The sequence below is a fragment of the Bacillus sp. FSL M8-0266 genome, assembly GCF_038613425.1.
Classification (GTDB): domain Bacteria; phylum Bacillota; class Bacilli; order Bacillales; family Bacillaceae; genus Bacillus; species Bacillus pumilus.
The window spans coordinates 1,721,119-1,747,967 of sequence record NZ_CP152015.1; the positions used below are offsets into that span (position 1 = coordinate 1,721,119).

The 26,849-nt window shown below is 40.9% G+C and carries 21 protein-coding genes; all 21 read left to right on the forward strand.

The genetic code is table 11. The features are described 5' to 3' along the window. Positions 1-55: 55 nt before the first annotated feature. Entirely contained in the window at positions 56-1,723 is a 1,668-nt protein-coding gene (rnjB, locus tag MKY83_RS08650) for a ribonuclease J2 (RefSeq protein ID WP_003212233.1), read from the forward strand. A gap of 119 nt (positions 1,724-1,842) precedes the next feature. Further along, positions 1,843-2,571, forward strand: coding sequence for a ClpP family protease (locus tag MKY83_RS08655; protein WP_003212436.1), 729 nt, complete (start codon positions 1,843-1,845; stop codon positions 2,569-2,571). After that, on the forward strand, positions 2,568-2,804 hold the full coding sequence (locus MKY83_RS08660; protein ID WP_044141873.1) for a YlzJ-like family protein: 237 nt from the start codon (positions 2,568-2,570) through the stop codon (positions 2,802-2,804). The genes MKY83_RS08655 and MKY83_RS08660 overlap by 4 nt, the downstream gene beginning before the upstream one ends. Before the next feature lie 113 nt (positions 2,805-2,917). After that, positions 2,918-5,290, forward strand: a complete 2,373-nt coding sequence (locus tag MKY83_RS08665) for a DNA translocase FtsK (RefSeq protein ID WP_044141872.1) — start codon at positions 2,918-2,920, stop codon at positions 5,288-5,290. Between the two features lie 162 nt (positions 5,291-5,452). After that, entirely contained in the window at positions 5,453-6,178 is a 726-nt protein-coding gene (locus tag MKY83_RS08670; RefSeq protein ID WP_003211791.1) for a GntR family transcriptional regulator, read from the forward strand. Positions 6,179-6,277: 99 nt separating this feature from the next. Next, a complete protein-coding gene (locus tag MKY83_RS08675) occupies positions 6,278-7,510 on the forward strand; it encodes an MFS transporter (protein ID WP_185107272.1) in 1,233 nt (410 codons plus the stop codon). 317 nt (positions 7,511-7,827) lie between these two features. Further along, complete coding sequence (locus MKY83_RS08680; protein ID WP_126741672.1) at positions 7,828-10,944, forward strand: MMPL family transporter; 3,117 nt, start codon at positions 7,828-7,830, stop codon at positions 10,942-10,944. Positions 10,945-11,089: 145 nt separating this feature from the next. Continuing rightward, the gene (locus MKY83_RS08685) at positions 11,090-12,370 is read left to right on the forward strand and encodes a pitrilysin family protein (protein WP_106067486.1); all 1,281 of its coding nucleotides are present in this window, start codon (positions 11,090-11,092) and stop codon (positions 12,368-12,370) included. Then, positions 12,367-13,659: a pitrilysin family protein gene (locus MKY83_RS08690; RefSeq protein ID WP_265208356.1), complete on the forward strand. Its 1,293-nt coding sequence runs from the start codon at positions 12,367-12,369 to the stop codon at positions 13,657-13,659. Before MKY83_RS08685 ends, MKY83_RS08690 begins: the two co-directional genes overlap by 4 nt. A gap of 151 nt (positions 13,660-13,810) precedes the next feature. Then, complete coding sequence (locus MKY83_RS08695) at positions 13,811-14,287, forward strand: MarR family transcriptional regulator (protein WP_126741673.1); 477 nt, start codon at positions 13,811-13,813, stop codon at positions 14,285-14,287. Then, positions 14,265-17,384, forward strand: a complete 3,120-nt coding sequence (locus MKY83_RS08700) for an MMPL family transporter (protein WP_126741674.1) — start codon at positions 14,265-14,267, stop codon at positions 17,382-17,384. Before MKY83_RS08695 ends, MKY83_RS08700 begins: the two co-directional genes overlap by 23 nt. Before the next feature lie 31 nt (positions 17,385-17,415). After that, on the forward strand, positions 17,416-18,144 hold the full coding sequence (locus MKY83_RS08705; protein WP_126741675.1) for an SDR family oxidoreductase: 729 nt from the start codon (positions 17,416-17,418) through the stop codon (positions 18,142-18,144). A 73-nt stretch (positions 18,145-18,217) separates the two neighbouring features. After that, positions 18,218-18,475 carry a DUF3243 domain-containing protein gene (locus MKY83_RS08710; RefSeq protein WP_003211590.1) on the forward strand — a complete coding sequence of 86 codons (258 nt, stop codon included), beginning with the start codon at positions 18,218-18,220 and terminating at the stop codon, positions 18,473-18,475. Between the two features lie 131 nt (positions 18,476-18,606). Continuing rightward, positions 18,607-19,398: a DUF3388 domain-containing protein gene (locus tag MKY83_RS08715; RefSeq protein WP_003211480.1), complete on the forward strand. Its 792-nt coding sequence runs from the start codon at positions 18,607-18,609 to the stop codon at positions 19,396-19,398. A 23-nt stretch (positions 19,399-19,421) separates the two neighbouring features. Further along, complete coding sequence (locus MKY83_RS08720; protein WP_003212257.1) at positions 19,422-20,333, forward strand: helix-turn-helix domain-containing protein; 912 nt, start codon at positions 19,422-19,424, stop codon at positions 20,331-20,333. Between the two features lie 75 nt (positions 20,334-20,408). After that, entirely contained in the window at positions 20,409-20,990 is a 582-nt protein-coding gene (gene pgsA / locus MKY83_RS08725) for a CDP-diacylglycerol--glycerol-3-phosphate 3-phosphatidyltransferase (RefSeq protein WP_044141864.1), read from the forward strand. 16 nt (positions 20,991-21,006) lie between these two features. Continuing rightward, on the forward strand, positions 21,007-22,257 hold the full coding sequence (locus tag MKY83_RS08730; RefSeq protein WP_342488517.1) for a competence/damage-inducible protein A: 1,251 nt from the start codon (positions 21,007-21,009) through the stop codon (positions 22,255-22,257). Positions 22,258-22,434: 177 nt separating this feature from the next. Next, positions 22,435-23,475, forward strand: a complete 1,041-nt coding sequence (gene recA / locus MKY83_RS08735) for a recombinase RecA (RefSeq protein ID WP_003211102.1) — start codon at positions 22,435-22,437, stop codon at positions 23,473-23,475. Between the two features lie 306 nt (positions 23,476-23,781). Further along, the gene (rny, locus tag MKY83_RS08740) at positions 23,782-25,344 is read left to right on the forward strand and encodes a ribonuclease Y (RefSeq protein ID WP_003211958.1); all 1,563 of its coding nucleotides are present in this window, start codon (positions 23,782-23,784) and stop codon (positions 25,342-25,344) included. A gap of 88 nt (positions 25,345-25,432) precedes the next feature. Beyond that, positions 25,433-26,227 (forward strand): TIGR00282 family metallophosphoesterase, encoded by a 795-nt coding sequence (locus MKY83_RS08745; protein ID WP_003212177.1) that lies wholly within the window; start codon positions 25,433-25,435, stop codon positions 26,225-26,227. Positions 26,228-26,428: 201 nt separating this feature from the next. Beyond that, positions 26,429-26,689 carry a stage V sporulation protein SpoVS gene (gene spoVS / locus MKY83_RS08750; RefSeq protein ID WP_029281188.1) on the forward strand — a complete coding sequence of 87 codons (261 nt, stop codon included), beginning with the start codon at positions 26,429-26,431 and terminating at the stop codon, positions 26,687-26,689. The last annotated feature ends 160 nt before the right edge of the window (positions 26,690-26,849 follow it).

Here is a 26,849-nt window from a genome sequence, read left to right on the forward strand (position 1 = left end):
GTTATAATAGCATTAAGCGATGATGGACGGGCTTGAGACTAGGAGGAAAAGAATTTTGAAAAAGAAAAATACAGAGAACGTAAGAATTATTGCACTGGGAGGCGTTGGAGAAATCGGAAAAAACTTATATGTCATTGAAATTGATTCGGACATATATGTGGTAGATGCAGGCTTGATGCATCCAGAAAACGAAATGCTAGGCATTGACGTCGTCATTCCTGATATCTCTTATTTAACAGAACGTGCTGATCGGGTGAAAGCAATCTTTCTTACCCACGGACATGATGAAGCAATCGGAGGCGTATTCCATTGCTTAAGCAAATTGTCTGTACCAGTTTACGGAACGAAGCTGACCCTTGCGTTACTTCGAGAAAAATTAAAACAGTATGGCTTCAATCAAAAAGCTGACTTGCGTGAGGTACATGCAAAATCAGTCATTACGTTTGAAACAACAAAGGTATCATTCTTTAGAACGAATCACAGCATCCCTGATTCAGTTGGGATCAGCTTCAAAACCTCTCTTGGTTCAATCGTATGCACAGGTGATTTTAAATTTGATCAAACCCCAGCGCTTAACCAAGCCTGTGACATCGGAGAGATTGCGAAAATTGGAAACAATGGCGTTTTAGCACTTCTTTCAGACAGTGCCAATGCTGAAAAACCAGGTTATACACCTTCTGAGGCGCTCGTCCAAGACGAAATCTCAAATGCGATGTACAATGCTGAAAATCGTGTCATTGTGGCTGTATCTTCATCTAACATTAACCGAGTGCAGCAGATCATTAATGCAACAAATCAAAATGGCCGTAAGCTTGCGGTAGCAGGAAAGAATATGATGACGACTCTACAGCTGGCGATCAAACTTGGTTATGTCACAGCAGACGAAGAATTATTTGTACCAGTTCAAGAAGTGAAGAAAATGGCGAAAAACGATGTGGTCGTTCTGACAGCTGGAAGCCACGGAGAGCCTCTTGCTGCGTTAACAAAAATGGCGAAACAAAATCACAAACAGCTTCATATTGAAAAAGATGACACGGTTGTGATTGCATCTACACCTCTTCCTGGACAAGAACTCACCTATTCAAAAACAGTGGATTTCCTTACAAGAAGCGGCGCACAAGTCATTTTTGCGCAAAAACGTGTGCATGTTTCTGGACATGGCTGCCAAGAAGAGTTAAAGCTCATGCTGAACTTACTAAAGCCGAAGTATTTAATTCCGGTGAATGGCGAATATCGTATGCAAAAAGCACATTCTCGTGTTGCTGAAGAAGTGGGAATGAAACGCAGTGACATTTTCTTGATTGATAAAGGGGATGTTGTGGAGTTTAGAGGACAGAACGTCAAGATTGGTGAAAAAGTTCACCAAGGCAATATTTTGATCGATGGTCTTGGCGTTGGTGATATCGGAAACATTGTGTTACGCGATAGACGCCTATTGTCTCAAGATGGTATCTTAATTGTCGTCATTACACTTGATAAACAAAAGAAACAATTAATTTCTGGACCTGAAATTATTACAAGAGGGTTTGTGTATGTCAGAGAATCTGAAGAGCTGATTGTGAAAGCGACAGAAATGGTCAAAGGGATTGTCAAAGAGCAAACGGAAAACTCAATTGTTGAATGGTCAACATTGAAACAATCCATGCGCGACGTACTCAATCAATTCCTATATGAAAAAACAAAACGTAAGCCGATGATCATTCCAATTATTATGGAAGTATGATGAAAAAGCCCAAGGTGCATAAGCTCTTTGGGCTTTTTTGATGTGGTGTGAGGAATGCGGATTGAATACGGCCTTCTTGTTCATAATAGGAGGAGAGTTTGAGGAAAGGATGGAGACAAATGGACGAAAAAAATGAACAGCAGCCTGAGCGAAAGCCAGAAGAAAAAGACAGCATTATGAGCAAAATACAGCAGCTTGGTGAAACAGCCATACCACAGCTGCCGCAAGATACAAATATCCATTGCCTTACCATTATTGGACAAATTGAAGGCCACATGCAGCTTCCACCACAAAATAAAACAACCAAATACGAGCATGTCATACCGCAAATCGTAGCAGTAGAGCAAAATCCAAAAATTGAAGGGCTTTTGATCATCTTAAATACAGTAGGCGGCGATGTAGAAGCGGGACTAGCGATTGCAGAAATGCTTGCATCTTTATCAAAACCGACTGTATCGATTGTACTTGGCGGCGGCCACTCTATTGGTGTCCCGATTGCTGTATCGTGTGACTATTCCTATATTGCGGAAACAGCCACGATGACCATTCATCCTGTGCGTTTAACTGGTCTTGTGATTGGTGTCCCGCAAACCTTTGAATACTTAGATAAAATGCAGGAAAGAGTCATTAACTTTGTGACAAGCCACTCCAATATTACAGAAGAGAAGTTCAAAGAGCTCATGTTCTCAAAAGGCAATTTGACAAGAGACATTGGAACAAATGTTGTTGGTCATGAGGCAGCAGAATACGGACTTATGAATGAAGTAGGCGGTGTAGGACAAGCGATTAAAAAGTTGAACGAGCTGATTGGAGAAAGGGCATCTCAAAACGAGGGGCTGATCCAATGATTTTATACACAACTATGCCATATGAAGCCATTTACGCGGAGGAACAAGGAGACCGGAAACTTCAGCAGGTAAACATCCAAGGCGTGCCAGTTATGGTTGAAATGAAAGAGGATGAAGCAGAAATCGTTCAAGTCATGAGCACCAACCCAATGGACTTTCTGAATCAAGAGCTTGCACCAGGCAAGCGATTGAAGTTACAATTAGGCTCCAATCAAACCGACTCATATGAATGATTCTATGCTATAATAAAGGGAAAACTTACAACAAGATGCAGCAGCCAAAACCAGGCTGCTTTCTTTCTGATCTTTCGGTAGGTTATATTTTCTTTCGTAGTAAGGTGATGAGTATGGCTAAAAAGAGAAAACGGAAAACGAGAAAAAAACAAAATAAACAGCTAAAACTGAAATATGAATTAAATGGGTTAGTCTGTATTGCCATAGCGATCATCGCCATTTTACAGCTAGGCGTCGTAGGACAAACCTTCGTACATTTATTCCGATTTTTTGCAGGTGAATGGTTCATTCTCTGCCTTATCGGATTATTTCTTTTTGGCGTGACCATCTTCTGGAAAAAACAAATCCCAGATATGTTGACAAGGAGAAAGGCAGGGCTATACTGCATCATTGCGAGTATCTTGCTTTTGTCTCATGTGAAGCTTTTTCAGCACCTTTCATCTGCGGGTGCGATAGGCTCTCAAAGTGTGATTAGAAATACATTTGAGCTTTTCTTGATGGACATGAAAGGTGAGACGGGGTCGCCTGATTTAGGAGGCGGCATGATCGGTGCCGTATTATTTGCTGCTTCTTATTTCTTATTTGCACAAGCAGGCTCTCAAATCATGGCAATCGTTCTGATGCTGATTGGAATTGTTCTGATTACAAATCGATCTCTTCAAGAAATGGTGAAAAAAGTGACGCTGCCTGTCTCGCAATTTATGGTGAAGCAGTGGAAAGCGTTTGTTGAAGATATGAAAGGAATCAGGCAGGCGAAAAAGAGCGCGCCCTCTCAGAAAACGGTCGAAAAGAAAAAACGGTCTCGTATTCAAGAAGAGGACGAAGATGATCAGATCTTAATGGAAGAGGAAACACCGGTGCCTGACAATAGTCAGCCGATTATCTCAAGCTTTGCTGACAGAGATGACATTCTCACACCGCTCGTTCAAAAAGAGCAGACGGCAAAAGAGACTTCACCTCTTCAAGAATCTGTGCAAAGTACGCCGGTTCCATCAGATTCAGCTGATGAACCAAAAGAGGCGCCGCCGATGACGTTTACGGAACTTGAAAACAAAGATTACGAATTGCCGTCACTGGATATTTTGGCAGAGCCGCAGCACTCAGGGCAGCAAACAGACAAGAAAAATATATACGAAAATGCAAGAAAGCTTGAAAAAACGTTTCAAAGCTTTGGCGTCAAAGCAAAAGTCACACAGGTTCACTTAGGACCAGCCGTTACCAAATATGAGGTCTATCCAGATGTCGGCGTGAAGGTAAGTAAAATCGTCAATCTAAGTGATGACTTAGCCCTTGCTCTCGCAGCAAAAGATATTCGGATTGAGGCGCCGATTCCTGGTAAATCAGCCATCGGTATTGAGGTTCCGAATGCAGAAATTGCGATGGTTTCTTTAAAAGAGGTATTAGAATCGAAGCAAAATGACCGTCCAAATGCCAAGCTACTGATTGGACTCGGCCGCAATATTTCGGGTGAAGCCGTTCTGGCTGAAATGAACAAAATGCCGCATTTACTTGTAGCAGGTTCGACTGGAAGCGGAAAAAGTGTGTGTATCAATGGCATTATCACAAGTATTCTGATGAGAGCGAAACCTCATGAAGTGAAAATGATGATGATTGATCCGAAAATGGTTGAACTAAATGTGTATAATGGCATTCCGCATTTGCTCGCTCCCGTTGTAACGGACCCTAAGAAAGCCTCACAGGCACTGAAAAAAGTCGTCAGTGAAATGGAACGCCGCTATGAATTATTTTCTCATACGGGGACAAGAAATATTGAAGGGTACAATGATTACATTAAACGAATGAATCAATCAGAAGAGGCGAAACAGCCAGAACTTCCTTATATTGTTGTCATTGTAGACGAGCTTGCAGATTTAATGATGGTCGCTTCCTCTGATGTGGAAGATTCGATTACAAGACTTTCGCAAATGGCTCGTGCAGCCGGAATTCATTTAATTATTGCCACACAAAGACCTTCTGTCGATGTCATTACAGGTGTCATTAAAGCCAACATCCCATCTCGCATTGCCTTTAGCGTGTCCTCGCAAACCGATTCAAGGACGATCCTTGATATGGGGGGCGCAGAAAAACTGCTCGGCAGAGGGGATATGCTGTTTCTACCAGTTGGAGCAAACAAACCAGTTCGTGTGCAGGGCGCCTTTTTATCAGATGAAGAAGTAGAACATGTCGTTGATCATGTGATCACTCAGCAAAAAGCACAATATCAAGAAGAAATGATTCCAACTGAAGAAACACAGGATCAGCTTACAGCTGTGGATGACGATTTATATGATGAAGCAGTGGAACTCATCATCGGCATGCAGACGGCTTCTGTCTCTATGCTTCAAAGAAGATTCCGTATCGGCTATACCCGGGCCGCCCGCCTGATTGACGCAATGGAAGAGCGAGGCGTTGTCGGTCCTTATGAAGGAAGTAAACCGAGAGAAGTCCTGCTTTCAAAAGAACAATATGACGAGCTCTCTTCATAAAACGAAGAGAGCTTTCTAAAAAAAGTGAACGATAGTATGATTATGTTAACTGGAAGTCAGACTATTTATTTATTTGCAAAAACATGATATAGTTATGTTCAACTTATCTCGGAATAGAGATTTCTCATCTTATCATTTGCATTGATTAGACGGAGGGAAAACATGTCGACCAAAACAGACAATCGCCATTTATATTTGAAAGTGATTGACCGTATTAAAGAAGATATACAATCAGGCGTATATGCCGAAAAAGAGAAACTACCTTCTGAATTTGAGCTCTCAAAGCTTTTAGGCGTGAGCAGAGCGACACTGCGTGAAGCCCTTCGTATATTAGAAGAAGAGAAATATTTAATTAGAAGGCATGGTGTGGGTACGTTCGTCAACACAAGACCACTCTTTTCAACAGGCATAGAACAGCTGGCAAGTGTCACGAAAATGATAGAGCAGGTCAATATGACGCCTGGTACCATCTTTTTATCCTCGCAAGAAGGGGAGCCAACAGAGAATGATGTGATTCGTTTTCAGTGTGATGAATCTGATGAGATTTTTTCAATGGAGCGCGTTCGAACGGCCGATGGACAGCCCGTGGTTTACTGTTTAGATAAAATTCCGGTCAAGCATCTTCCTGCATCTTTTACCCATGAAGAAGAGTCTCTTTTTGAGCTGTTTGGAAGAGAACCACACAGCGGGATTAAATATGCAGTTGCTGACATTGAACCAATCGGCTACCACGATCAGGTTTCACCGATACTAGAATGTGACCCTGAAACAGCATTATTATTACTGAAACAAATACACTATGATCAGGATGATCAGCCGGTCTTATACTCGCTAAATTATTTTCGAGCGGATAAATTCAGCTTTCATGTGATACGTAAACGATTTTAACGAGCAGTCGCTTTCATAAGCGGTTGCTTTTTGTTTGCCCATACATAATACCCGTAAAACTTGCCACACTAATACGTAACAGTATATAGAATTGGGTGAATGATGTTGGGCGAGAAAACAGTCAGTAAAAAGAATATTATTGCATTATCATCAGTGCCTTTAATCATGACACTTGGGAACTCGATGCTCATTCCCGTATTGCCACAGATAGAAAAGACACTTTCCATTACTTCCTTTCAAGTCTCCCTCATTATTACGGTATACTCCGTTGTCGCGATCTTATGTATTCCGATCGCCGGCTATTTATCAGATCGAATCGGGCGAAAAAAGGTACTCCTGCCGTGTCTGTTAATCGCAGGACTTGGAGGGGCTGTGGCAGCAGTTGCCTCAACGATCATGAAAGAACCGTACATGTGGATTCTATTTGGCAGGGTCCTTCAAGGTGTTGGCTCAGCCGGGGCAGCGCCTGTCGTGATGCCGTTTATTGGAGATTTGTTTCATGATGATGAAGAAGTCAGTGCGGGACTAGGCGCCATTGAAACCTCTAACACAGCTGGAAAGGTATTGAGCCCGATTATTGGGGCGCTTTTGGCTTCATGGTTTTGGTTTGTGCCGTTTTGGTTTATTCCGTTCTTCTCAATCATCAGCTTTCTCATGGTACTGTTCATGGTAGAATCCGCGAAAAAAGAGGAGGACCCGCCTTCATTTAAAGAATTTTTAAAATCAACAAAGACCATATTTAAGCATGAAGGACGCTGGCTGTATGCCATTTTTGCAATTGGCGGTTTTATTATGTTTCTTCTTTTTGGTGTGCTTTTTTACTTATCTGATAACCTAGAGGCAGCTTATCAAATTAAGGGTGTCAAAAAAGGGCTCCTGCTTAGCATTCCGCTCCTTTTTCTATCCATCAGCTCATACGTTGCTGGGAAAACGATTGGAAAAGAAAAAGGGAAAATGAGAATCTTTTTAATCGTAGGCATGGCCTTGTTATCACTTTCCTATATGTTTTTATGGTGGAATCACAGCTTTTACGTATTGTTTACCTGCTTAAGCATTGGTGGTGTTGGCATCGGTATTGTCCTGCCTGCACTTGATGCCCTGATCACAGAAGGAATTGAAAAAGAGCAGTGCGGAACCATTACGTCGTTTTACAGCAGTATGCGTTTTATCGGTGTCGCTTTAGGACCTCCGATTTACGCTTATCTCATGGATAAAGGGGACTCCATCGTTTTTATTCTCTCGACCATTTGCAGTCTTATTTCTCTATTTTTGGTCATCTTCTTCATCCAGCCAGATGAAGAAGATGAAAGTGAACAATTAAAAACGGTTTAATCTAGAAAAAAGACGGTATTTTGCCATCTTTTTTCTTTTTTATAAATTGACATGTAAAATTTTGATAGTTAAACTAATGTATAGTAATATCTTTTAAATTATTCCAAGCGGGAGGTGTTCAAAAACATTCATTTTCTGTCCTTCTTTAGGCAGAAATTGAGTTCGCGTGGTGATGATGAATGTGTGTTTCTTCAACACGAAAAGACAATTGAATAGGTCATCCTGCCATTAGCACGTTGAAGGAGACGCAGTCAGCACTTCAGACACGCTCAAATATAGCAAATTGATTGATGAACTAGAAGGAGCTTGAAGCAGCTATGTTGCAAATAATTAAAGCAAGATGGATTGTATTAGTGGTGTGGATGATAACAGCTGTGATTCTGTTTATTACTGCGCCCAATTTAGAGGAATTAACAAGAGAAAAAGGGCAATTAAAGGTTCCGGAGGGGACACCAACAGCTGAGGCACTTCACTTATTGGATAAGCTCACAGATCAAAACGGGAAAAAAGATACGGGTGTTATTGTATTCTCCGAACAACATCTGTTCCCTAAGAAAGAGCAGGAATTAAAAAAGGCTTTATCTGCACTCATGACACATGCTCCAGACCTCCACATTGACGGAATTACTTCGTATTTTCATGTAGATCCGGACATTCAAAAACAACTTTTATCAAAGGATAAAAGTACACTTCTTGTTCCATTCAAATTCGACCACTACGAAACAAAAGCTGTGAAGATTAAAGAACAAATTGAGGAAGTTTTAAAGCCCTATCATGTCTCATATGAAATGACGGGACAAAAATTTGTGGATTCAGATGTCATTCAAAGCTCTCAACAAGGTCTGAAGAAAACTGAACTTATAACGATCATTTTTATTTTCTTTATTTTAATCATTGTTTTCAGATCGATTTTGGCACCTGTTGTTCCGCTCATTACGATCGGCATTTCTTATGCTGTCAGCCGTTGTATTGTGGCTTTTCTAGTAGAATATATGCAATTTCCTCTATCTAATTTTACTCAGATTTTTATGGTAGCGATTATGTTCGGTATAGGAACAGATTATTGTATTTTGCTTTTAAGCCGTTTTAAAGAAGAAATCGGTCAAGGTCGTGATGTCAAAGAGTCAATTATCATCACATATAAATGTGCAGGGAAAACGGTCCTTTTCAGTGGCTTAGCCGTGTTAGTCGGCTTCTCAAGCATTGGGTTTGCCAAATTTCAATTGTATCAATCGGCTGTTAGTGTTGCTGTAGGAGTTGGCATCCTGCTGATCGCCCTTGTCACCATCGTTCCCTTTTTTATGTCTGTTTTTGGAAAATCCCTTTTCTGGCCATCTAAAAGAGAAAACATTCGCCACCCGCAAAGTAAAATGTGGGAATGGGCTGGGCGTTTTTCATTTAAAAGGCCACTGATCAGCCTAGGTTTAGTTGCACTCATTACGGTGCCTCCTATTCTGATGTACGACGGGACTCTTTCTTATAACAGCTTAAATGAGATTGGGACAAAGTATGAATCAGTGTCTGCATTTAATACGATATCAGAGCAATTTGGCTTTGGGGAAGCGCTGCCCCTGAATGTACTTGTTGAAAGTGACAATAAGTTAGATAACCAAGAAAAGATTGTCATGATTGAAAAACTGACCCGTAAATTAAATGACATTGACGAAGTAAAAACGGTCCGTAGTGTCACTCGGCCTGTTGGAGATGGGCTAAGTCAGCTTTACGTCACCTCTCAAGCAAAAGAGCTGGGCGGAGAACTAGGAAAAGGCCATGAAGGAATTGGGAAAATTTCAGATGGTTTGACCGAAACAAATCTTGCCCTTCTTAAACAAAAACCAAAAATTCAAGAATCCGCTAAAGGCATTGATCAGCTGATTGATGGAACAAAAGCGATCAAAAGCGGCATTGGAGAAGTAAGGGTGTCCCTGATCTCTTTAGAAGATGGGGTGAGGCGCAGTAAAGATGGCGTCGGAACCATTCGAAGTAAAATCAAAGAAGCAAAAAAGGAATTAGAGCAAGAATATCGAAGCAGTGAAGCGATGATTCAAGAGCTTAAACGAATGGTGAGTACGCTTGAACGTCATGCGAAATCAAATCAGCAGCTGATAACCACCATTAAAAAAGTAAAAAGTTCGTATGAAAATGTATCGTTTGAAGCACTTGAAAAACGGCTGCCAGAAGTAAAAGATATGGATGAATATAAAGAAATCAAGGAAGTATTCAAAAACACAAAAGGAATGCTTGATCAAGCAGGGGACCAAATGAATCTGTATGAAGAGGAAGCCTCTGTCTTTAAAGAAAAGATCAAGAAAGCAGATTCAGTGATTCAAAGCCTATCAAGCAAGCAAAAAGAAGTAAAACGTCAAGTACAAGCGCTCATGGAAGGGCTCGATCAAGTTTATAACGGTCTTGAACAAACAAATGAGGGCCAAAAACAATTGATTAAAGAAATGCCTAAAATTGAAGATGGCGCAGACCAGCTGACAGACGGCCAAAAAGCCATCAAAAAAGGATTTAGTCAGCTTTCATCAAAACTCACATTGTTAACAGATGGTTTAGATGAAAGTATTGAAGGGCTTGAGCAGGTCAAAAGCGGCTTCACAGAGGCGGACGGTTATTTAAAGCAGCTTCAGAAAGCGCCAGATGAAGAAATAACAGGCTGGTTTATTCCAGAAGAAGTGCTGAAACGCCATGAATTTAAGCAAATCTTTCATACGTATATGTCTCCAGATCGTAAATTAACATCCTTTGAAGTTATTTTAAATGTGAATCCATACAGCAATGAAGCGATGAAAGGCGTTGCGAAAATTGAGGACACCCTTGATCAATATTTACCTGTCAGCGGGTTAAAGAATGCAAATTACGGTGTGTCTGGTATCTCAAGTTTAAATGTAGATTTAAAAGAAACATCTGACGGTGACTTTATTCGAACGGTCATTTTCATGTTAGTTGGCATCTTTATCATTTTAATTATATTATTACGGTCAATCGTCATGCCGATATACTTAACACTTTCACTCATTTTAACGTATTTTACATCCGTCGGTTTAACAGAATGGATCTTTAAAACATTTTTTGGCTACGACGGTCTCAGCTGGGCTGTCCCATTTTTCAGCTTTGTCATTCTTGTCACCCTTGGTATTGATTATTCGATCTTTCTAATGGATCGCTTTAATGAATGGAAGGGAGAGCATGTGCAAGCATCAATGATATCAGCGATGAGAAATATGGGTTCCGTCATTATTTCAGCAGTCGCAATATTAGCGGGGACCTTTGCCGCTATGCTGCCGTCCGGTGTATTATCACTTGTTGAAATTGCAACGGTCATACTCATTGGGCTTTTATTATATGCGCTTGTTGTATTACCGCTCTTCATCCCGGTCATGGTTCGTATTTTCGGTAAATGGAATTGGTGGCCTTTTAGAATGAAATAACGACCGGCGTCTCTGCTTATAGCAGAGGCGTTTTTATTTCCTATCCTTTCCTCTGATTGATATAATGTCTATTAAATGGCTGTTTTACGTATATATCAGCTATGTTCTAATACATAATAAATAGGATGAACAAAGGAGGTTTCTCATGACGTACTTACAAGAGAAGACACTAGACACACCTGGTCTTCATACTCATATTGTCAAAACAGAAAAATTTAAAACGGTCACAATCCTTTTTAAAATGCTCGCGCCTCTATCGAAAGATGACGTCACCATGCGTTCACTTTTCCCGCATGTGCTGTTAAGAGGAACAGAGAAAATGCCGAAAACAGGAGAATTGCGTGCTTATTTTGATGAGCTTTATGGTGCTACGGTTTCAGCAGACATGGCGAAAAAAGGGGAGAATCACATCATTACCTTCCGCCTGGAAATGGCGAATGAGAAATATTTAAAGGATCAAACCCCTTTACTAGAAAAAGGGATTGCCTTACTATCTGATCTACTATTCCATCCGTATGTTGAAAATGGAGCGTTTAGTCAATTATATGTAGATCAAGAAAAACGCACTTTAAAACAGCGAATTCAAGCAGTGTATGATGATAAAATGCGTTACTCGAACTTAAGGCTTGTGCAGGAAATGTGCAAAGGTGAACCGTATGCACTGCACGTCAATGGAGAAATGGAAGATATCGAAACGATCACAGCTCAATCGCTGTTTGAAGCATATAAGCATGCGCTTCAAACAAATCAGCTTGATCTTTATGTTGTGGGAGATGTAGACGAACAAGACATCAGCCGAATGGTCTCTCAATACTTCAAAACAAGTGATAGAGAACCGGTTAAACAACACGCTGAATCAACAAGCACGCAAAGAGAAGCAAAAGAAGTCATCGACGAAGAAGACGTGAAGCAAGGCAAACTGAATATCGGCTTTCGCACGCATACGACGATTGCAGATGACGATTATCCGGCTTTGCATTTGTTTAATGGCATATTCGGCGGCTTCTCGCACTCGAAGCTATTCATCAATGTTCGGGAAAAAGCAAGTCTTGCGTACTACGCTGTGTCTAGACTTGAGAGCTTTAAAGGCTTGATGATGGTCATGTCAGGGATTGAAGTCGGCAACTATCAGCAGGCAGTAGACATCATTAAAGAACAATTTGAAGCGATGCAAAAAGGTGATTTTTCAGATGAAGCGATTGACCAAACAAAAGCTGTCGTCAAAAATCAGCTACTTGAAACGATCGATACATCTTATGGGACAGCGGAATACCTGTATCAGCATGCCGTTGTGCCAACAGGGGAAACACTTGATTCCTTTTTAGAAGCACTTGACCGAGTGACAAAAGAGGATATCATCAAAGTGGGTCAGAAAATCGAATGGGATACGACCTATTTTCTTAAAGGAACGGAGGGAGCTTCATGACAGTGAAAACAATTCAATTCGACCAGCTGCAAGAAACGGTCTATCACGAAAAAATGGAGAGCGGACTTGACGTCTATGTGCTCCCAAAGCAAGGGTTTAACAAAACCTATGCGACTTTTACAACCAAATATGGCTCTGTCGATAACGAATTTGTGCCGCTTGGCAAAGCAGACATGATTCGAGTGCCTGACGGAATTGCCCATTTCTTAGAGCATAAACTGTTTGAAAAAGAAGACGGAGACGTATTTCATACATTTAGTAAACAAGGAGCATCCGCAAATGCTTTTACGACATTTACGAGAACAGCTTACTTATTCTCAAGCACCTCAAATGTCGAACAAAATCTTGAGACACTCATTGATTTTGTTCAAGAGCCTTATTTTACTGAAAAAACGGTCGAAAAAGAAAAGGGCATCATTGGTCAAGAGATTAACATGTATGATGACAATCCGGATTGGCGTTTATTCTTCGGTCTGATTGAAAATCTATATCAAGAGCACCCTGTGAGAATTGATATAGCTGGAACTGTAGAAAGTATTGCTCCGATTACAAAAGATCATTTGTATGAATGCTATGAAACGTTCTATCACCCGAGTAATATGCTTCTATTTGTTGTCGGTCCCGTTGACCCGAAGCAAATATTAGACCAAGTTCGAGCGAATCAGGCTAAAAAGCCATTTACAGACCAGCCAGAGATCAAACGAAAAGACATCAATGAGCCTGAAGGTGTGTACCGAAAAGAATACGAACTTCCAATGAACGTACAAGGCTCGAAATGTATGTTCGGTTTGAAAACTAAGAATCCTCATAAAAAAGGAAATGAGTTGCTAAAACATGAACTAGGAATGAATCTCATTTTAGAGACGCTGTTTGGTAAAAGCTCCTTACAATATGAACAAATGTATGAAAAAGGCTTAATTGATGAGACCTTCAGCTACGATTATACGGAAGAAGGCGGCTTTGGCTTCACGTCAGTTGGCGGAGATACAAATGATCCTGATCAGCTGGCAAAAGTATTAAAAGAAACCCTTCTTCAAGCAAAGAACTTGATCTCAGAAGAGAAAATTGTGCTCGCGCGTAAGAAGAAAATCGGCAGCTTTTTAAAAGCCATGAACTCTCCTGAATACATTGCGAATCAATTCACTCGATATGCATTTTTAGACATGAGCTTATTTGATGTCGTGACCATGCTGGAACAGATCCAATTAACCGACATTCAGCAAATTTTAGAGGAAGAAATTGACGAAGAACGGATGTCCGTTTTCAAAGTCGTCCCGAAAACAAAATAAATAAAGAGAGACAAACTCAGATAAATGAGTTTGTCTTTTTTGTGTCTAATGAATAAAAGCCTGTGATTTGTGAGGATTTTCATTGACAATCATTTTGTTCATTAGTTAAACTCTTTAATAGTTAAACACTTAAACTAAAAAGGAGCAGCGTATGGAACAAAAAAAAATTGCACAGCTCATTCAGAGATATGCAGACGTCTATCTCATGATGGAAAAAAAGGTATCGAGTATGATCACGGAAAAGCTTGATAAAGAGCTGACGCTTGATCAGTATTACTCGCTTCGATACATTAATTTACATCCTGGATGTACGTCTACTGACCTTGCAAATGTATGCAATGTGAATAAAAGTGCGGTAACCTCCATGACCAATCGTCTTTTTACAAAAAACTATATTGTCCGTGAGCACGATAAAGCCGATCGAAGAAATGTTCACCTGTACGTTACGCCAGAGGGCAAAGATGTGGTCAGCCGAATGGAAAAGCAGCTTCAGGATCTCGTTCGATCTTATTTTGAAAAGCTGGAAGAAAAAGAAATGGAATCATTTATTCAAACATATGAAAAGATCTATCAAGTAATCATCGAAGAGGAGGCACAAAGTACTAATGAGAGCAATCATAAAGGGTAGATGGCTGATCACGATTTTATGGATCGTATTAGCGGCAGTGTTACTCATCACCGCTCCTAATATGGCGCAATTAACAAAAGAAAAAGGGCAAATTTCAGTACCAGACGGCTATCCGTCCTCATATGCAAATCAGTTATTAAAGAAAATGTCTGAAAACGGTGATACAGAAAAATCAATTGTCATTGTCTTTCAAGAAAAGAACATCGTCAAAGAAAGAGAAACATCTTTAAAAAAGGCAATGGAGATTTTAGAAAAGGACCAAAATCTACATGTCGAGGACATCACTTCTTATTTTGACGCCAATAAAGATATCAAAAAACAGATGCTCTCTAAAGATCGCACGACGCTCCTTGTTCCAGTTACATATGACTCAAACAAAATCAAAGCTTCCGATTTTAAAGAAAGAGTCAATGAAAAGCTGAAGAGCTTAAATCTGACATATGAAATGACAGGACAGCCGTTAATTGATGATGACGTGATCACAAGCTCGCAAGAAGGTCTGAAGAAAACAGAGTTCATTACGATTGGGTTTATTCTCATCGTTCTTGTCCTTGTCTTTAGATCAGCTGTGGCGCCTTTCGTTCCATTAGTCGCAGTAGCTTTGTCTTACTTGGTGAGTCAATCCATCGTGGCTTATTTAGTTAAATATCTCGACTTCCCGCTCTCGACCTTTACCCAAATCTTCATGGTCGCGATCATGTTTGGAATAGGAACAGACTACTGCATTCTACTTCTCAGCCGCTTTAAAGAAGAGATCGCACACGGTAAAGATAAAATTGAGGCGATTCTTATTACGTATAAAACAGCAGGAAAGACTGTTTTATTCAGCGGAATTGCTGTGCTCATCGGTTTTACATGTATTGGTCTGGCACAGTTTCAGCTCTATAAATCAGCTGTTGCAGTAGCAGTTGGTGTCGCTGTGCTCATTGTGGCGCTTCTCACGATTGTTCCGTTCTTTATGGCGGTTTTAGGAAAAGTGTTATTTTGGCCGATTAAAGGTGATATTGCGCATCCGCAGTCAAAAATGTGGGAAACAGCAGGACGCTTTTCATTTAAAAAACCACTTTTCAGTTTACTAATCGTAGGAATCATTACGCTTCCTCCCATTCTCATGTATAAAGGAACGCTTTCTTATAATAGCTTAGATGAAATCGGTAATAAATATGAATCAGTCAATGCATTCAATACGATTTCCGACAAATTTGGGCCAGGAGAAGCTCTACCGGCAACGATTGTCGTGAAATCAGCTGATCTGTTAGACAACAATAAAGGGCTGATTGCTGTTGAAAAACTCAGCCGTGCAATTGAACAAACAGATGGCGTAAGTAAAGTGAGAAGTGCGACACGTCCTGTCGGTAAAGGGCTAAGTGATCTATACGTGAAATCACAAGCCAAAGAACTGAATACCGGACTTGATAAAAGTAATGAAGGCTTAAAAAAAATCCAAGATGCACTGACGACAATGAGTCAATCCATTGAGGATCAAACGCCGCAAATCAAATCATCTGGAAAAGGCATTAACAAATTGATTTCTGGTACAGAATCAGTGCAAACAGGCATTCAAAATGTCGAAAAATCGTTAAGAGATTTACAAAGCGGAATCGATCAAAACAAAAACGGTGTTGCACAGATTAAAGAAAAAATTAAAGGTGCGAAAAAAGAATTAACGGCCCAAGTCGCACAAGTGAATCAGCAAGTGTCGCTGTATAAAAACATTTCCAAAGAATTAAAGGCAGCATTGGCGCAGGTGGATACGTCATCCTCTGCCGCAGCGGATGTAAAAGCATTAATCACACAAGCAAACAAACAATTTAGTACACTTGAAAAACAAATTCCGCAGGTGAAAGAAAATCAATCGTATCAAGCCATCAAAGCTTCATATAATGAACTTTCTACGACGTTGCAAGAAGGGGCGAAACAGGCAGACAGCTATGCCAAACAAGCGAAAGAAGCTAGAAAACAGCTTGAAGCAGCAGATGCCTTTATCGCAAAAGCTAGAGAGCAGCAAAAAGTTTTGACGAGTCAAATCGATGAACTCGTTGCTGGCTTAGATGCAATTGAAACTGGATTGGATAAAACGTCTAAAGGTCAAGGGCAAATAGCTGATAATATGCCAAAGCTTGCAAATGGTGCCGGGCAAGTGATTGATGGTCAAAAACAAATGAAAGAAAAGATTGGCGGCTTCGGTGATGACCTGACCAAGCTGACAGACGGGCTGAACAAAAGCGTCGATGGCTTGGAGAAAATTTCAAGCGGACTAATGGGTGCAGGTGACTACTTAGACGAACTGAAAAATGCACCAGATCAAGACATGGCCGGCTGGTTTATTCCAAAAGACGTGCTGAAAAACAAAGCATTCAAGCAAGTATTTGATTCATACATGTCGGATGACCGCAAGATGACAAAGATTGATGTCATTTTAGAAAAAAATCCATATGGCAATGAAGCCCTGTCGACGATCAAACAAGTAGAAGCTTCTGTCAAGCGGGCACTTCCTGAAACGAATTTAAAAGATGCATCATTCGGCGTTTCAGGTGTATCAAGTATGAACGCTGATTTAAAACAGCTGTCAGACCAAGATTTCAATAAGACGGTTCTTTACATGATGATCGGTATTTTCCTCATCCTGGTGATCCTGTTCCGTTCGCTTGTGATGCCGCTGTACTTAGTAGGTTCACTTATTTTGACTTACTTTACAGCTATCGGAATGACAGAATTTATTTTCACTCATTTCTTCGGATATCCGGGCATTAACTGGGCGGTTCCTTTCTTTGGATTTGTCATATTAATGGCGCTCGGAGTCGATTATTCGATTTTCTTAATGGAGAGGTTCAATGAATACAAAACAAAAGACATTCAGTTTGCGATGACCGAATCAATGAAGAATATGGGCTCTGTCATTATGTCTGCTGCTGTTATTTTGGCAGGAACATTTGCAGCCATGCTTCCTTCAGGAGTGCTGTCTCTCCTGCAGATTGCAACACTTGTTCTCACAGGACTTTTGCTGTACGCACTCGTTGTGCTACCATTGTTCGTACCTGTAATGGTGAAATTGTTCGGATCAGCGAACTGGTTCCCATTTAAACGAAAAGAATAGATATTTCAAATAGAAAGTAGGAATCCATGTGATGAGTCGATGGGCGCTGATAACAGGTGCCAGTGGCGGGATTGGGCAGGCTGCGGCAAAAAAGCTCGCCCAGGAAGGCTGCCATGTGATACTCCATTATCACAAAAATGAACAGACAGCCGTGCAGCTTGCCGCTGAGCTGGAAGAAACATGTCATATTCAGACGCATGTCGTTCAAGCAGATTTAGCCAAAATGGGCGGTGCAGATGAGCTCGTCAGCCGTCTGCCCGTATCTCCGGATATTCTTGTGTTAAATAGCGGTAAGAGTCATATCGGATTAGTGACAGATACAGAAAAAGACGTATTAGCCAGTATGGTGCAGCTTCATGTGACAAGTCCATATGAGCTCACCCAGCACCTATTGCCAGCCATGATTCAAAAAAAAACAGGTCATATCGTTGCGATAAGCTCGATATGGGGTGAAACAGGTGCATCGTGTGAAGTGCTGTACAGCATGGTGAAGGGGGCGCAAAATGCGTTTATTAAAGGTCTGGCAAAAGAGCTTGCCCCAAGTGGAATTAGAGCAAATGCTGTTTCACCAGGTGCTGTCCATACAGACATGATGAAAAGCTTCACACAAGAAGATATTGAAATGCTGGAGGAAGAAATCCCGCTTGGCCGGCTTGCATCACCTGAGGAGATTGCTGATGTCATTTGGTTTCTCGCCTCAAAGCAGTCAAGTTATATGACAGGTCAAATTTTATCCGTTAATGGCGGCTGGTACTGTTAAAAAACGTGTATAATTCGTCTCTCCATGACAAAAGCTATGGCTGTAATTCATCTTTTCGAATGGAGGAATCGACATGTCAGTACTTGAGAACTGGGACCATTGGAAAAACTTTTTAGGTGACCGTTTAAATCATGCGCAGGATAAAGGCTTAAAAGATGATACCATCAATAACCTTGCGTATGAAATTGGCGGATATTTAGCTAACGAAGTTGAAGCAAAGAACGAGCAAGAAAGAGTACTTGCTGACCTTTGGAGCGTTGCATCAGAAGATGAGCAGCGCGCAATTGCCAATATGATGGTCAAACTGGTTGAAAATAATAGCTCGCACTAAACAAAAAGAGGGGTCGTTTGTGCCTCTCTTTTTATTTTAACTGTTTCACAACATTGTGCTTTCTAAAAATGTGAAAATGCTTTATGATATAGGAAGGTAAAAATTTGCCACAATGAAGGGGGTAATATCATTTGGCAAAGCTCGAATGGTATTTTGAATATGAGATACAGGTAAACCGTCCCGGACTTTTAGGAGACATTTCATCTCTAATGGGGATGCTTTCAATTAATATTGTGACAATTAATGGTGTTGATGTATCAAGACGCGGAATGCTTCTGCGCTGTGACCATACAGATCAAATTAAGCGCCTTGAATCAATTTTAAATACAATGGAAACGATAAAAGTAACGAAATTAAGACAGCCAAAACTTCGTGACCGCTTAGCGGTTCGTCACGGCAGATATATTCAGCGTGATGCAGATGACAAAAAGACGTTCCGATTTGAAAGGGACGAGCTTGGTCTTCTTGTTGATTTTATGGCTGAACTATTTAAAAAAGAAGGGCATAAATTAATTGGGATTCGCGGGATGCCGCGTGTCGGAAAAACAGAATCAATTGTGGCTTCAAGTGTATGTGCCAGCAAGAGATGGCTTTTTGTATCATCCACTCTTTTGAAACAGACGATCCGAAGCCAGCTGATTGCGGATGAATACAGCCCAGATAACGTCTTTATTATTGATGGAATTGTGTCGACGCGAAGAGGTTCTGAGAAGCACTTGCAGCTTTTAAGAGAAATTATGAGACTGCCGGCAACAAAAGTAGTTGAGCATCCAGACATCTTTATTCAAAATTCAGAATATACAATGGATGATTTCGACTATATCATTGAATTGCGTAATAGTGCAGACGAAGAGATTACATATGAGCACGCTGAAGAACCACAAGTGTTTGATCATTCTGGTTTTTCTGGCTTCGATTTTTAATATGGTAATGGTAGGTGTTTGTTTTGACTGAATTGGGAAAACGGCTCATTGAGGCCAGAGAGGAAAAAGGGATGTCGCTGGAGGATCTTCAGACGGTGACCAAAATCCAAAAGCGCTACTTGCTAGCAATCGAACAAGGAAACTATGATATTATTCCAGGTAAATTTTACGTCAGAGCGTTTATTAAACAATATGCCGAAGCCGTTGGACTAAATCCTGAACAATTGTTCGAAGAATTTCGTAAAGATGTGCCGAGCACGTATAACGATGAAGTATCTGATAAATTATCAAATATTAAGCCGCAAAGAGAGCTGCCTAAGCCTGCCTCGAAGGTGCTTGAGCTGCTGCCGACCATTTTGATTATTGGAGGTGTCCTAGTGGTCATCGCGATCATTTATGTCATCGTGCAGGCGGTCAATCATGATAGCGGACAGAAGAACAACCAGACGGCTCCTCAGCAGTCAGAATCTAAGTATGAAGTATCTGAGGATTCATCTCTTGCAAAGGATCAAAAGAAAAAAGAAAAAGCTTCGTCAGATGATCAAGAAAAATCATCTAAAAAAGATGACTCATCAAAGGATTCATCCAAAGACGATGAAACGGTCTCTTTGAAGGCAGCGAATACAGAAGGCTCAACGACAACGTATGAAGTGTCAGGCGCAGATGAGATGGAGTTAACCATTTCTGCTACAAAAGCTTCTTGGCTGCGCGTCAGAGACGAATCTGGAAAAGTGCTGAAAATGGGTGAACTAAAAGATGGTGAATCGTTTAAAACAGACCTGTCTGAGCTCTCTCAGGTCGATATCCGTCTAGGCAATGCGACTGGAATTGATATTAAGGTGAATGACGAGACACTTAAGTACGAATTAGACCCTAAGAACACCATGACACAAAACATTGTGATTGTGAATAAAGGAAAGGAAAAGTCATCTTAAGCAAGTAGATGACTTTTCTTTTGTTCCTACTATTATATATACATAAAAAAATGGCTTATTGGAGGATTGAAATTCATGTTTAACTTACCGAATAAAATAACTCTTTCTAGGATCGCCTTGATCCCTGTTTTTATGATTATTATGCTTGCACCTTTAGATTGGGGCGTTGCACGTTTTGGTCACGTCAGCATCGAAGTGACGCATCTTGTTGGAGCAATCCTGTTTATTGTTGCTTCGACAACGGACTGGATTGATGGGTACTATGCGCGTAAACTGAACTTAGTGACGAATTTTGGTAAATTTTTAGATCCGCTTGCAGATAAATTGCTTGTTTCAGCTGCTTTAATTATACTTGTTCAGTACAACCTCACGCCGGCATGGATGGCGATTGTGATCATTAGCCGTGAATTTGCTGTAACTGGTCTAAGACTTGTACTAGCCGGAGGCGGTGAAGTGGTAGCAGCTAATATGCTTGGAAAAGTGAAAACATGGGCGCAAATCATTGCGATTTCAGCTCTTCTATTGCATAACCTGCCGTTCGAACTTGTATCATTCCCGTTTGGTGACCTTGCGATGTGGGTAGCAGTGTTCTTCACTGTTGTGTCAGGCTGGGATTACTTTGTGAAAAACTGGGAATCTTTAAAGAATGCTAACTAAAAAGGACGTGTACGCTTTGAAGTCAGAGAGAAAAGCAGAAATTATTGCAGTCGGTTCCGAACTTTTGCTAGGGCAAATTACGAATACGAATGCACAATTCATCAGCAAACAGCTAGCTGAAATTGGTGTGAATGTGTATTACCATACAGCAGTTGGTGACAATCCAGAGCGTTTAAAAAGGGCCATTCAAGTGGCGCAGGAAAGATCGAATTTTATTATCTTCTCAGGTGGTCTTGGACCAACGAAAGATGATTTAACAAAAGAAACCATCGCGATTACACTTGGAAAAGAGCTCGTGCTAAATGAAGAAGCATTTGAATCCATTCAAGAATACTTTCGAAAGACTGGACGAGACATGTCACCGAATAACCGGAAGCAGGCACTCGTTCTAGAAGGATCTGATGTGCTCGTGAACCGGTTTGGGATGGCCCCAGGTATGTTTATTCAAGAAGACGATACGTTTTATATGCTACTTCCTGGACCACCAAGTGAACTGCATCCAATGTTTGAGAACGAGGCGAAGCCGCTGATATCTGAGAAACTGGACTTAAAGGAAAAAATCGTGTCTGTTGTTCTCCGCTTTTTCGGAATCGGTGAATCACAGCTTGAAACAGACCTAGAAGATTTAATTGATGCTCAAACCAACCCAACGATTGCACCTCTCGCATCTGACGGTGAAGTGACACTTAGGCTCACGGCTAAGCATGAGGATGAAAAAGAAACGGAGCGTCTGTTAAAAGAGACGGAAGCGAAAATTTTAGCGCGTGTAGGAGAGTACTTCTACGGGTATGGTGATACATCACTTGTCCGTGAAGCTTCCAAGGCCCTGCACGAACACGGGAAAACAGTGGCGGCGGCTGAGAGCCTGACAGGCGGGATGTTTTCTGAATGGCTGACAGACCTTGAAGGTGCATCGTCGATTTTAAGCGGCAGTATCGTTTGTTATACAAACCAAGTCAAACAGCAGGTGCTTGGCTGCCGTGAGGAAACATTGTCTTCTCATGGTGCTGTTAGCAAAGAGTGTGCTTTAGAGCTTGCTGAAGGTGCTAGAAAGCTTACGGGAAGTGATATTGGCATTAGCTTTACGGGTGTAGCGGGCCCTGATACCCACGAGGGACAGCCTGTCGGAAAAGTGTTCATCGGGCTATCTACGAAAGACCACACAGACGTGTTTGAATGGATGTTTACAGGAAGCCGGTCGGGTATTCGAAAGCGCGCTGTGAAATACGGACTGCATCACTTGCTCAATTTATTAAAAGAAAGTTAATTTTGTTTTTTTGTTAGGTTTACTCCTTTATAAAAGAGTGTTTTTTCTAATAGAAATCACTCTTTTCTTAAAAATCTGCCAAGAAAAAATCGAATATGTGTTCGTTTTTTTCTTGGCAAATGACGTGAAACAAGGTATAGTATAGATAGTGGAATTGATAAAGGAGGAAACAATAGAATGAGTGATCGTCAAGCAGCCTTAGATATGGCTCTTAAACAAATAGAAAAACAGTTTGGTAAAGGCTCTATTATGAAACTAGGAGAGCGAACAGATACACGTATTTCAACAGTACCGAGTGGTTCGTTAGCACTTGATACTGCACTAGGAATAGGTGGATATCCTCGTGGCCGTATTATTGAAGTATATGGTCCAGAGAGTTCTGGTAAAACGACAGTAGCACTTCATGCCATTGCTGAGGTTCAGCAGCAAGGAGGACAAGCTGCATTTATTGATGCAGAGCATGCGCTCGATCCAGTCTACGCTCAAAAACTAGGTGTCAATATTGATGAGCTGTTACTTTCTCAGCCTGATACAGGAGAACAAGCACTTGAAATTGCAGAAGCTCTTGTCCGCAGTGGTGCAGTTGATATTGTTGTTATTGACTCAGTAGCTGCTCTTGTACCAAAAGCAGAGATTGAAGGAGACATGGGTGATTCACACGTTGGTCTACAAGCACGTTTGATGTCCCAAGCACTTCGTAAACTATCTGGTGCCATTAATAAATCAAAAACCATTGCCATCTTTATTAACCAAATTCGTGAAAAAGTTGGGGTCATGTTCGGTAACCCTGAAACAACGCCAGGTGGACGTGCGCTGAAGTTCTATTCATCTGTTCGTTTAGAAGTGCGCCGTGCTGAACAGCTGAAGCAGGGCAATGACATTATGGGGAATAAAACGAGAATTAAAGTGGTGAAAAACAAAGTAGCACCGCCATTCCGTATTGCAGAAGTAGACATTATGTACGGTGAAGGAATCTCAAAAGAGGGCGAAATCATCGACCTTGGAAGCGAATTAGATATCGTACAAAAGAGCGGTGCTTGGTATTCTTATCAAGAGGAACGTCTTGGACAAGGCCGCGAAAATGCGAAACAGTTCCTTAAAGAAAACAAAGATATTCTTCTCATGATTCAAGAACAAATTAGAGAGCACTACGGTTTGGATACAAACGGAGTGAAAGCAGCTGAAGAAGAAGAAGGTCAAGAGGAATTGGAAATTTAAAGACTAAAAGACGCTGAAAAGCGTCTTTTTTTTACATTTACATGACAGCTAGCAGGTCAAAAGTTCTGTCTTTGCTTGAAATAACGACTTACGCCTCAGTCTGACTAGCTTGACAAGTATTTCCGACACAATTACAATGGAAATGTATCACTTGTTTTTCTTAACATGATTGATAACTAATTTAAACTTGACAAGGGCAGTGAGGATCTCATTCCCTGTGAAGGCCCTGTATGTTGAGACACAAAACAATGTACATGCCGACACTTTATTTGTAAAACCAAGTTCATAGCAAGAGGAGGTGAAAATATGTCGCCTACGATGTTTACGATCATCTCCATTTTGCTGAGCCTAATCTGTTTAGTTGTTGGCTACTTTGTTCGTAAAACCATTGCAGAAGCAAAAATATCCGGCGCAAGAAACATGGCCGAACAAATTGTTGAGGATGCAAAGCGTGATGCGGAAGCATTGAAGAAAGAAGCGCTCTTGGAAGCGAAAGATGAAATTCATTCGTTTCGTGTAGAGGCGGAGCAAGAAGTTCGTGAAAGACGTAATGAGCTTCAAAGACAAGAAAACCGTTTACTTCAAAAAGAGGAAAATCTTGATCGCAAAGACGAATCTTTAGATAAACGGGAGTCCCTGTTGGAGAAGAGAGATCATTCTCTGAATGAACGACAACAACATATTGAAGAGATGGAAAGCAAAGTGGATGATATGATTCGTTTGCAGAAAGCCGAGTTGGAACGTATTTCAAGTTTAACTCGAGATGAAGCGAAACAAATCATTCTGGATCAAGTTGAAAATGAGCTTTCCCACGACATTGCAGTCATGACGAAAGAATCTGAAAACCGAGCGAAAGAAGAGGCTGATAAAAAGGCGAAAAACATTCTTTCACTTGCGTTACAGCGTTGTGCAGCTGATCATGTAGCTGAAACGACGGTATCTGTAGTCAATCTTCCAAATGATGAGATGAAAGGTCGTATTATCGGACGTGAAGGACGAAATATCCGTACGTTAGAAACGTTAACAGGTATTGACTTGATCATAGATGATACACCTGAAGCTGTTATCCTATCGGGCTTTGATCCGATTAGACGTGAAACAGCGAGGATAGCTCTGGACAAGCTAGTCCAGGATGGCCGCATTCATCCTGCACGAATTGAAGAAATGGTGGAAAAATCACGCCGTGAAGTCGATGATTATATCCGTGAGATGGGTGAGCAAACGACATTTGAAGTCGGAGTTCACGGTCTGCATCCGGATCTCATCAAAATTCTCGGTCGCTTAAAATTCCGTACAAGTTATGGACAAAATGTCCTGAAGCATTCAATTGAGGTTGCACATCTTGCAGGTCTCATGGCTTCAGAGCTTGGAGAAGATGCAAAGCTTGCAAAACGAGCAGGTCTTCTGCATGACATTGGAAAAGCCATTGATCATGAAGTAGAAGGAAGCCACGTAGAAATTGGCGTTGAGCTTGCGACGAAATATAAAGAGCATCCTGTTGTCATCAACAGTATTGCCTCTCACCACGGTGACCAAGAACCGACATCTATTATCGCTGTTCTTGTTGCGGCAGCAGATGCATTATCTGCAGCACGCCCTGGTGCAAGAAGTGAGACGCTTGAAAATTACATTCGGAGACTTGAGAAATTAGAAGATATCTCTGAATCTTATGAAGGTGTTGAAAAATCGTTTGCGATACAGGCTGGACGTGAAGTGCGTATTATGGTGAAGCCAGATTCAATTAATGATCTTGAAGCTCACCGTCTAGCAAGGGATATTCGTAAGCGAATTGAGGACGAGCTCGATTACCCTGGTCACATCAAAGTGACGGTCATTCGAGAAACTCGCGCAGTAGAGTATGCAAAATAGAGCGGTGCGCTTAGCGCCGCTTTATTTTTTTGTGTAAATATGCAACACTGATAAGAAGTCAATTTATAAGAGAAAGGGTTCAAAGCGCATGAAAATATTATTTGTTGGAGATATTGTCGGTTCACCTGGACGAGACACACTGAAAGAATACTTACCAAAGCTAAAGAAGAAATATCAGCCCCACTTTACCATTGTCAACGGAGAAAATGCTGCTCATGGGAAAGGGATAACTGAAAAAATCTATCATGAGCTGCTGCAAGCAGGAGCTGACGTGCTCACAATGGGCAACCATACTTGGGATAAAAGAGACATTTTTGATTTCATTGATGACGCAGCCAACATGGTTCGTCCGGCGAACTTCCCAGAAGGCACACCTGGTAAAGGTCTGACGTTTATAAAAAAACAAGGGAAAGAATTAGCCGTCATCAACCTGCAAGGACGTACTTTTTTACCCCCACTTGACTGCCCATTTCAAAAAGTAGACGAGTTAATTGCGGAAGCATCCAAACGTACACCGTTTATTTTTATTGATTTTCATGGTGAAGCCACAAGTGAAAAGCTAGCGATGGGCTGGTATACAGACGGCCGAGCATCATGTGTCGTTGGAACGCATACACATGTTCAAACAGCAGATAATCGCGTTTTGCCAAAAGGAACTGCGTATATTTCAGATGTGGGAATGACAGGACCTTATGATGGCATTTTAGGTGTTGATCGGGAGACGATTATTAAACGATTCAAAACAAGTCTTCCAGTCCGTTTTGAGATTGCAGAAGGACGCACGACATTAAGTGCAGTAATCGTAGAAATTGACGAACAGTCGAAAAAAGCTGTCAAAATTGATCGAATTTTGATAAATGATGACCATATTTTCTTTGAATAAATGTTCACATATTTATTTCAGAAAAATATTAATCAGAAAGAAGGAATATGCGCCCTCTATCGTGAATATAGTAAAAATGGTAGGTAGCCTGCTATTTTTGAAAAACATTTTGGGGATGGATTTTCAAAAAATAGCATCATCTAACAAAGATTGTTCTAATGAACACTCACTTATCCATTGTAAATTTAAGGGGGAGCAGAAATGGAAATTTTAAAAGTTTCAGCAAAGTCAAATCCGAATTCAGTAGCAGGAGCATTAGCAGGCGTTTTACGTGAACGCGGTGCAGCGGAAATACAAGCAATCGGCGCTGGAGCGCTGAATCAGGCGGTCAAGGCTGTAGCCATAGCAAGGGGATTTGTTGCACCAAGCGGAGTGGATTTGATATGCATTCCAGCCTTTACTGACATTCTTATCGATGGAGAAGAAAGAACAGCCATCAAATTGATTATTGAGCCACGATAATTCTAATTTTATTATTTTCAACCTGCTTACATCATGTAAGCAGGTTGTTTTTGTTTACCACTATACATTTCTTATATAACATATTCAGTTCATGAAATAGATAAAAATGACATATTAGAGCTTGCATTTTTTCACCATGATGATAAATTAAGATTAAGTT